The sequence below is a fragment of the Psychrobacter immobilis genome, from assembly GCF_904846235.1.
GTDB lineage: Bacteria > Pseudomonadota > Gammaproteobacteria > Pseudomonadales > Moraxellaceae > Psychrobacter > Psychrobacter immobilis_C.
On sequence record NZ_CAJGZN010000035.1, the window covers coordinates 1 to 8,667 of the forward strand.

General features: G+C 40.6%; 10 protein-coding genes. 3 read left to right on the plus strand and 7 right to left on the minus strand.

Annotated features, from left to right (window positions below; all coding sequences use genetic code 11):
• Positions 1-259: 259 nt before the first annotated feature.
• Positions 260-904: a DUF411 domain-containing protein gene (locus JMX07_RS13130; protein ID WP_082787298.1), complete on the minus strand. Its 645-nt coding sequence runs from the start codon at positions 902-904 to the stop codon at positions 260-262.
• A 239-nt stretch (positions 905-1,143) separates the two neighbouring features.
• On the opposite strand from JMX07_RS13130, the gene lnt reads away from it, so the two are divergent.
• Positions 1,144-2,712: an apolipoprotein N-acyltransferase gene (gene lnt, locus JMX07_RS13135; protein WP_068039556.1), complete on the plus strand. Its 1,569-nt coding sequence runs from the start codon at positions 1,144-1,146 to the stop codon at positions 2,710-2,712.
• 186 nt (positions 2,713-2,898) lie between these two features.
• Here lnt and JMX07_RS13140 read toward each other — a convergent pair whose 3' ends face one another.
• From JMX07_RS13140 to parA, 4 genes are all read right to left on the minus strand, one after another.
• Positions 2,899-3,825, minus strand: a complete 927-nt coding sequence (locus JMX07_RS13140) for a cation diffusion facilitator family transporter (RefSeq protein WP_201608395.1) — start codon at positions 3,823-3,825, stop codon at positions 2,899-2,901.
• Between the two features lie 245 nt (positions 3,826-4,070).
• Positions 4,071-4,265 (minus strand): hypothetical protein, encoded by a 195-nt coding sequence (locus tag JMX07_RS13145; RefSeq protein WP_140412949.1) that lies wholly within the window; start codon positions 4,263-4,265, stop codon positions 4,071-4,073.
• A 356-nt stretch (positions 4,266-4,621) separates the two neighbouring features.
• Complete coding sequence (locus tag JMX07_RS13150; protein WP_025652656.1) at positions 4,622-4,831, minus strand: plasmid partition protein ParG; 210 nt, start codon at positions 4,829-4,831, stop codon at positions 4,622-4,624.
• 3 nt (positions 4,832-4,834) lie between these two features.
• Positions 4,835-5,473, minus strand: coding sequence for a ParA family partition ATPase (gene parA, locus JMX07_RS13155; protein WP_101204381.1), 639 nt, complete (start codon positions 5,471-5,473; stop codon positions 4,835-4,837).
• A 340-nt stretch (positions 5,474-5,813) separates the two neighbouring features.
• Here parA and JMX07_RS13160 point away from each other — a divergent pair, with 340 nt between their 5' ends.
• Entirely contained in the window at positions 5,814-6,038 is a 225-nt protein-coding gene (locus JMX07_RS13160; protein ID WP_045448313.1) for a helix-turn-helix domain-containing protein, read from the plus strand.
• 156 nt (positions 6,039-6,194) lie between these two features.
• Positions 6,195-6,470: a hypothetical protein gene (locus JMX07_RS13165; RefSeq protein WP_201608396.1), complete on the plus strand. Its 276-nt coding sequence runs from the start codon at positions 6,195-6,197 to the stop codon at positions 6,468-6,470.
• Between the two features lie 188 nt (positions 6,471-6,658).
• On the opposite strand, the gene JMX07_RS13170 is transcribed toward JMX07_RS13165, so the two are convergent.
• Positions 6,659-7,615: a hypothetical protein gene (locus tag JMX07_RS13170; protein WP_087813584.1), complete on the minus strand. Its 957-nt coding sequence runs from the start codon at positions 7,613-7,615 to the stop codon at positions 6,659-6,661.
• 25 nt (positions 7,616-7,640) lie between these two features.
• Positions 7,641-8,552: a hypothetical protein gene (locus tag JMX07_RS13175; RefSeq protein ID WP_201608397.1), complete on the minus strand. Its 912-nt coding sequence runs from the start codon at positions 8,550-8,552 to the stop codon at positions 7,641-7,643.
• Between the last annotated feature and the right edge of the window lie 115 nt (positions 8,553-8,667).

Here is an 8,667-nt window from a genome sequence, read left to right on the forward strand (position 1 = left end):
ACGTAATTGTTTCGATACATCCTGTATATTCTTGTATTAACCCTTAATTATTTATCTATTTTAAGGGTTAATAACCGATAAATCCGCTTACATTGTCATCAAAAGTTACAAATTCAAAGTTATTTTTGCTTTTAAAGTCGCAATAGCTAATGATTTTTTTGATGAAGAATCATTTTATAAGCAATAGAACAGTCTTATACCTGCCTCATTTACTTTTAACGCTAACACTATAATCAAAGTATTCTTAACTGCTAACACACTATAATTGCTGCTCTACCGATTCAATATCAGCATAAACTTGGGTCGTCCCGTCTTTATTGAGCTGCATAACCTGATAGGGCATGAATTTATTTTGATACTCCATACCTGGGCTACCAACAGGCATGCCAGGTACGGCAAGACCCATAGCTTGTACTGGCGGATTTTCTAAAAACTGCGCCATATATTTAGCGGGTACATGACCTTCAAAGACGTAACCATCAGTAGTGACTACAGTATGGCAAGAACGCATTTCATTTGGAACGCTGTAGCGCTCTTTAAATACGGCTAAGTCCGCAACATCTTGCGCGGTTGCACTTAGACCATTATCTTCTGCATGACTTATCCATTCTTTACAGCAGCCGCAATTGGCATCTTTATAGACAGTGGCTGAGACGTTTTTTAGTAGGTCTGGTTTACTTACTGATGTCATCATAGGAGTATTTATAACGTTTGGTTCAGCTGTCTTCGGAACAGTCACTACATCTTCAGTTGATGCCGATGTTGTGCTTGCATCAGATACGCCACTACTCGGTTGGCTACAAGCAAATAGTGATGAGGCGGCAAGTAATACTAACGTACTACGCAACCCCTTAGACAGATAACGATTGAATATAAGACTGGATTTTATTTTTAAGGGGGTCATAGTGCTCTCTCATGTACTGTAGATATTGTGAGCTATAGAAGGTCAAGTAACACTTCATATCGTTTGGTAATGTAGCATAATAACCCATCAAACGGAGTACGTAAATTTATCCATTGAGCAGTGCGGACTGGTATCATAAGCAGTTTTCATTTTGAAATGCTGCCTGTAGTATTAACAGGTCTATCCGAGTTTTGGATTTTGACTAAAAATTCAAAACTCATAATTTTGGATAATTTGCGATGCGCCTGTCTACTATTAATCTACAAAAGCGTTTGAGTACTCACTCAAATCAATTACCGCTATGGTTTACGCTAGTAGCAGCATGGCTTGCAGGGGCTATTTTTTTATTTGCGCTAGCGCCTCATGGGTTCTGGCCGCTAGCAATAGTGTCACCAGCGATTTTATATGCGCTGTTGGTACCAAATATGAGTGGTCGTCGCGCTTTTATTATCGGTGAAGCTTACGGTATGGGGCTATGGTGCGTCGGCGGCTTTTGGCTCTATACTGCCATCCATGATTATAGCGATACTCCAACGTGGCTCGCATTGATTATGATTGGATTGATGGGTCTCGGTATGGGACTGTTTCATGGATTTTTAGCACTAGTCTTTAACCGTATGGTAGGCAAACAACCCTTTTCATTTGCTGCTCTTTGGGTGCTACAAGAATGGTTAAAAACTTGGTTATTCACAGGCTTTCCGTGGCTATTTGTTGGTTATGCATTTACTGAAGAGTATTGGTTATCGTCCTTAGCACCCGTTGCTGGTGTTTTTGCCGTCTCTTTTGTTGCCATACTATTGGCTGCAAGTTTAGTAGAGCTACTGCTTCGACGCAGTAGTTATGCCGTCGTTTCTGTACTGTTATTAGCCATTAGCACATCATTATGGCTGGTCAATCCGCAATGGACAAAACCTAAGGGCACACCTGATCTGTCAGTGTCATTGATTCAAGGTAATATTTCACAAGATATAAAGTGGCTGACGCAATATCAAGTAGAAACGCTAAAGATTTATGCGAAGTTAACGCGCACTGAGTGGGGACGTGATGTGGTGGTGTGGCCTGAATCATCTATTCCGATGTTTCAGGATGAGGCTGCGGGCTTTATTAGTGAAATGATAGAAATGGCCAATGCGACCAATACGACATGGATAACTGGTATCCCTTATAAGGATAAAGCGGCATTCAATGCCAGTACGGATAAGTATCCCCCATTTTACAATAGCGTGATTGCTCGAGGTGTAGAAGCGGAAGGCCTATACAAGAAGCAGCGTCTAGTGCCTTTTGGAGAGTATATTCCATTTGAAGGCGTGCTCGATATTTTCCCAAGTTTGGCCGGTAGTCAGGATATTAAGAGCTATAGTCGTGGTAGTGATCAGCAGTCACCGCTAAAGGTGCGTGAACACAATATAGGGACGGCTATCTGTTATGAGGTAGCTTATCCAGATACCACGCGTAAAAATGCCATCGATACTGACTTTTTGTTGACCGTCTCTAACGATGCCTGGTTTGGCACTTCAGCAGGACCATTGCAACATTTGCAAATGGTACAAATGCGCGCGCTTGAGAACGGGCGCTGGTTTATTCGAGCGACCAATACTGGTGTTACCGCTATCATTAACCATAAAGGTCGTATTGTAAAACGCGCACCGCAGTTTGAGCGTACTGTACTACGTGGTGAGATACAGGCACGGGTTGGTAACACGCCCTTTATGCTTATGGGAAATTATCCTATCTTGATAATAATAACCCTGTTATTACTAATAAGCTATTTTGGCAAAGGTCTAACCACACTTAGAAGACGAGGGTAATAGTAAACTTAATCATAATAATTTAATCAGCGTAAGTTTTTTATTTTTTCTAGGTAACGTCCTAACGCACGTAAATATAAAAGTTTTAAACTATTGATCACATAAGAACTGATTGAAAAAATTATGTTGACATAAGGCACGCGCCTCATACTTAAAAAGAGATAGCTATATACGGTCTATCATCTTTTAGTTGATACTTTCATTTAATGCACGCGATTTTTGATTGTCATCTGCCTTAGTACCAAATTCAATAGTTGCATGTTGTATATTCTGATGCGCCAAATCTTCCTTAATATTTTCTTTCATAATAAGAGTCTCTTCTAATGTCACATCGCTCTTCGGTACGATATGAACTGTCAGAGCATTCTCAGTGGTACTCAAGGCCCAGATATGTAAATGATGAAAGTTTTGAATAAAATTATAGCTCTCTAAGATAGCAGTGATTTTACTGAGATCAACATTTTGAGGTACTCCGTCGATAGCAAGCTTGATACTCTCTTTTAGTAGACCCCAAGTCGATAACAGTATAACGACTGAAATAATCAAGCTAACTAGAGGATCAACGATATTCCAACTTGTATAGTAAATAATAATGCCCGAGATAACGACACCTACAGAGACCAATGCATCTACCATTAGATGCAAGAAAGCACCTTTGATATTAATATCGTCTTTTTGACCTTTGTAGAATGCAAAAGCAGAAACAGTATTTATAAATACACCTATTAGAGCTGTAATAATAATAACTTTTCCTGCAACTTCCGGTATGGTATCAAATCGACCCAAGGCCTCATACGCAATACCTATAACGATTGTAACTAACAATATGGCGTTAATAAGAGACGCCATTATAGAAGCTTTTTTGTAGCCATAGGTATAAAGCGTAGTAGATGCTTTCTGTGCTAATTTCATTCCAATTAACGAGATTATTAAACTGGCAACATCACTTAAGTTGTGGCTAGCGTCTGCGATTAAAGCTAATGAATTAGTTGAATAGCCCACTATAAACTCGATGAGCGTAAATGCAGAATTTAGACCAATCCCAATATAAAAAGCTTTATTCATATTTTTAGGGTCTGGAGCTTGATGACTGTGGTTATCTGAATTACTCATAATTTACCCTTGTTTAGGTTGCTGCATTTTATTAAAGGTAGAAAATAATTTTATTGCATATCTTCTATATTGCACAGTCAATATTGCTCTAATACCGTAGACACACTTATTGTTATCAATAAACTGAGCCACAACTGGATTGTATGTCCTATCTCTCCTTGGGCGAAAAAAGCGGCTTTTACTGTAATCTAACTGGCTTACGTAAGCTTCTTATTTTCACGTTCAAGCTCTTTAGTATGTGTAGCTTAGTCTTGAATGTTGGTTAGTATGGTTTCATTAGTGCGCTTTTTATGACATGACCACAATGTTCCAAAAGTAGATTCTATTTTCAGTACTATAACTTGAATGGTTGACCACATAGAGGTGTAATCGTTTAATGCTTCAATCAGCATGCGAACGGCGCGTTTTTTAATCTCAGGAGTGTAGGTTTGTCTTTTCATTGTCGTATTCTCTCAGAAAGTTGAGTCTCCGACAATCTCGGGGCGGTTCAGAATAATGATGGGGCTAGAAGCCCCTTATATTTTGTGTAACTTAAATCGTTATTGAGTACGCTTTGATTAAGGGCAATATACCTTAGCACTGCTAACCGTTTTTGGTTCTATTATATGGTACTGATATAGGAAACAGTGCTTGTTTTGCCATGGGCATTTTTTTTGCAGCTTGCTTCTACGTCTGGCTTAAGAAAACAAGCATCTGATGATACTAGAAAGGTACACAGCGTTCGATGATATATATAGTTTTTTGAGTTTTTTATACATATCCTTTTTTTAGGTATAGAAAAACGAATTTTTTATACCTATCGCTCAACCAATTTTTCCTCAATCATTTCAGTCAACAACTCAGTCACCGTTTTTCGGCTTTCAAGCGCGTACCGCTTGAGCGCAATGTGTTTATCTTCATCTAAATTAAAATTCACGCGTACCGTCTTTTTGGGACTGTCCGTCACATCCGATAAAGCCAATTGATCCTTAACGTTCTTACTAGGACGACCTGCTGATAAACTCATGGCTTACTCCTCACCAAAAAATATTTGAATCTCACTGACCAATGCGGTTATCTCTTGTATCGCATTGCTACTAGGCGATTCGGTATCAAATACTGTCTTACCAAGGGCAGCACTATTAGGATAAGCAACTCGCTGCATCACTCTGGTCTCTAATACCGGAATATTATAATCAAGCAGCGCGGTTGCAACCTCTTTACCAATATTGGTATTTTGAATGGCGCGTGAGACAACAAAGGCTGCCTTTAGTTGGCCATCCATCATCTCAATACGCTGCTGCACTAAATCAACCAAATCGCTGGTCGCCCAGATATCATAGGGGCTCGGCTGCACCGGAATCAATATAAAATCAGCCGCTTTTATAGCAGAAATAGCCAGACTAGTAGCTTGCGGCGATCCATCGATCACCACATAATCTTTTTCAGAGACGTTTTTTAAATCTTTATCAAGTGTTGGTCTGTCGAGCCCGATCACTGGTACCGGATTGTCTTCATCAACCGCTCTCCAGTCACGCGCACTGCCCTGCTGATCGCTATCTACTAGTAGAACACTATGGCCTTTTAACTGTAAGCCACGAGCCAGATGCGTTGCGATGGTAGTCTTGCCGCTGCCACCTTTTTGATTTAATACCGCGATTACCTTCATAAATACAGATCCCTGTAGCATGCATTGAATATATAAGTATATAAGTATATAAGTATATAAGTATATAAGTATATAAGTATATAAGTATAACTAAAAATGTACGTCACATCACTATTAACAGCAATACTTCATAGTAAAAATAGCATCGCCTTTTCTAACTAGCGTATATCCATCATGATAGACGTCCTGTATCAAAGACAGCATAATAAACTGCCTATTACTAGGCAAATTGCGCTATTGGATACCAATTTGAGCTACTAAAAGGAATACTTTAGCCGCTCATATTCGTTATAATCCGTTCACCAATCAAAAACTACTAATCGTTAATGAGGAAACCACTATGGTGAAGTGTCACTTATCGACCATCATGGGCGAAAGACGCCTTAAAATTGCCGATGTCGCAAGAGATACTGGTATCAATCGTGGCACCATTACTCGCATGTATCATGAAGAAGCCACCCGAGTTGATCTAGATATCATCGAGTCTTTATGCACGTATCTTAGAATCAATGTTGGTGATTTATATGAAATCATAAATGAGGACAGCAGTGAATCACCTGAGTGAACACCTTCGCTCATAAGACATTATCACCTTTAGACGCATAAAAAGACCTATAGAAGGTCATTTTCTCTTGCAATAGATTAAAATATAGGTATAATTTGACCTGTAGTAAGTCATTTTATCCATTATTTATACACAATAATCTACAGGAGAATACCAATGAATAACAATCTATCTCGGCTCAACAGCTGCGCTTGGTTTAGTGAACAGACTAAAGCTTTAGCCTCTCAGCTGTTATTCAGCTTACAAGTACAGCAAGGCGTACAACTGGCATCATTACTTGGTGTTGACGCTATTCTTTATAATGATGAAGCGATTTATGTCTGGGTGCAACGACAGCTAGATGACGGTCTTATGATTGATGATTATGCGTTAAGTACCCTTGAAACTGCTTTTATAGAGTTGGTCACAGCTCATACTGACCAAGCAGCCTAGTCACTTTAGCTTATATTTACAGACTTCTTGTTTAACAAGAAACAATAACCCTTAAAGCCAGATAAAGTGTCATTATCTGGCTTTTTAATATAGACAAAGATAACGACAATCAAACAAGCCTTTTTTCAGTCTTATATGTTTCAGAAGACGCACTTTTGGGCAATATAGCTCGCTATTACCATACGTCTTTACTCAGTCGGCTTTGCACGCGGCACCCCAGCTATTTTATAATAAACAAAGCCTCTCTCATCTCTCAAAACACTCTTACTGTCTGCTCTAACGCACCAGCTGATTGCATCAGGCTGCTCTTTATTAACATCACAAGCCAAAATAAACTGCGCACTTTGAGCATTATTAAAGGCCTGTTTCCAACCCGTTTCAAGCTCATCGATGCCGCGCTGTAGCTCTGCTTGCTGGTATTTCATCTCTGCAATCTCATCAAAGCTTGGCACATACCAAAATACCAGAGCCACCAAACTTATTATCACAGCCATCGTACCCGCTGCGACAGCGGCTGCAATCCTTTTAATACTCATAGTCTCAATGGACTTATGAATTTTGTCCAAGTCTTTACTAGCTCTAGCCTCGACCTGCTCAATCCGCGTTTTGGTGGTGGTCTCAAAGGTCTCAATATCTTCAATAATCTGCTTATGACCAGCTTGGTACTGATTGGTGAATAGGGCTAGATTGTCCGCGCTTGCGCTAAGTTTATCAGCAACTCCTTGCATGGTACTGATTTGTACCTCTATGCTATCGTTTTTAGCAGTGACGACCGACTCTACAGCCGTATCAATCTGCTGTTTCATATCGGTGATGATGCCCGCTATTTTGTCATCATAACGACGCGGCATCTCATTGTCAGTAAAAGCAGTCACTGCCGCTTGTAGCTGCTTTAACACGAGTTCTTGATACTGGCTCAATGCCTGCGAAGTCGTGCTTGCGCTACTACCTAATTCTTCAATGGCAGAAGACACCTCATTCACCTTGCTATCAATACCGCTAAGCGAACGCTCAAGCCGCCTCGCTACCGCATCATCGGCTCGCTTAATCAGCTCACGCAAGGCCCCAATGACCGGAGTCAATGAAGTCACTAGGTTAACAAGTTGATCGTGTATGTCTTGCTCATTGCTATTGTCTTTATTCATGGGGTACTCATTATTATAATGCCGCCTAAAATGGGCGTGGTGAGGAGTAGCGGCGTGTTTGTGCTTGTTCATGCGCTTGGATGGCGTTCTTCGTTTTTTGCAGGTGATCTGTCACAGTTTGTGTGAGCGTTGCCCCATCTATGGTGATAGCAGGAACGTGCTCAAAGCGCTCATTGATTTTCGTTAACACCTCGACCTTATCTTGATTGTCAGGCAAGCGCTCAAGCTGTTGCCATAGCGTCGTTGCTGCCTTCTGCACCTGCGTTGCAATTTTTTTAGCATCGGTGTCTCGTAAACTTTTTTGTAGTGTCGTAAAGCTGTCAGTGTGTTTTAGAGTAGTGAATATAAATGCTTGTGCGGCAACCGCCTCAGCCGCGTTGATCACTTCGATCGGTGCATCAACGGCCTTAAAATCAAGGGTATTAACGCGGTTACGCACCCGTACCACTAAATTGTCAAATCGATCTCGATATGCTTTGGTCTCATTGATTCGCTGACGCTTAAGAGATGCCTGCTGCCGCCTCTGTTTTAAGGTTTCTCGCCGCCTGATCAAAGCCTCCTCTCGTGCGCGCTCAGCCTCTTTCTTAAGCTTTGCTTGCTCATGCGCTTTGTTGAGCTGATATTGCAGCGCCATAGTACGGCTGCGCCAGTCCTCAAGCCGATCTGCATTCAATTGAGTAGTCTTGGTACTTATGATTTCATCGTATAAATCATCATCTTGCACGATCACCGCCTCACTTTGATCCAGTAAGGCGATACGCTGCTCATAAAACGGTGATAAGCGCTGATAAGTCTTTTTACTGGTATTAATTTGCTGCTTTAACTGTTTGATGTCTTCATTATTGGTGGTCTTAAACGCTTTAACATCAGCGGCCAATGCCGTCAAACGAGTGTCAGCATCCGCGTCTATCTCTACCGCTTTTAATGTAGTGGTCAACTAATTTAGGACACCTGATAAGAGGTTTTTGTTAAAGTAGCGTTTCTCTTTTTCTAGCGGTGTTAAATAGTCATTAAAACGGTGTGGTCTCACTGACTGATAATAGCCCCAAATA

Coding starts and splice junctions, on each gene's coding strand:
- JMX07_RS13130 (WP_082787298.1), bottom strand. CDS start 904: ATGACCCCCTTAAAAATAAAATCCAGTCTTATATTCAATCGTTATCTG.
- lnt (WP_068039556.1), top strand. CDS start 1,144: ATGCGCCTGTCTACTATTAATCTACAAAAGCGTTTGAGTACTCACTCA.
- JMX07_RS13140 (WP_201608395.1), bottom strand. CDS start 3,825: ATGAGTAATTCAGATAACCACAGTCATCAAGCTCCAGACCCTAAAAAT.
- JMX07_RS13145 (WP_140412949.1), bottom strand. CDS start 4,265: ATGAAAAGACAAACCTACACTCCTGAGATTAAAAAACGCGCCGTTCGC.
- JMX07_RS13150 (WP_025652656.1), bottom strand. CDS start 4,831: ATGAGTTTATCAGCAGGTCGTCCTAGTAAGAACGTTAAGGATCAATTG.
- parA (WP_101204381.1), bottom strand. CDS start 5,473: ATGAAGGTAATCGCGGTATTAAATCAAAAAGGTGGCAGCGGCAAGACT.
- JMX07_RS13160 (WP_045448313.1), top strand. CDS start 5,814: ATGGTGAAGTGTCACTTATCGACCATCATGGGCGAAAGACGCCTTAAA.
- JMX07_RS13165 (WP_201608396.1), top strand. CDS start 6,195: ATGAATAACAATCTATCTCGGCTCAACAGCTGCGCTTGGTTTAGTGAA.
- JMX07_RS13170 (WP_087813584.1), bottom strand. CDS start 7,615: ATGAATAAAGACAATAGCAATGAGCAAGACATACACGATCAACTTGTT.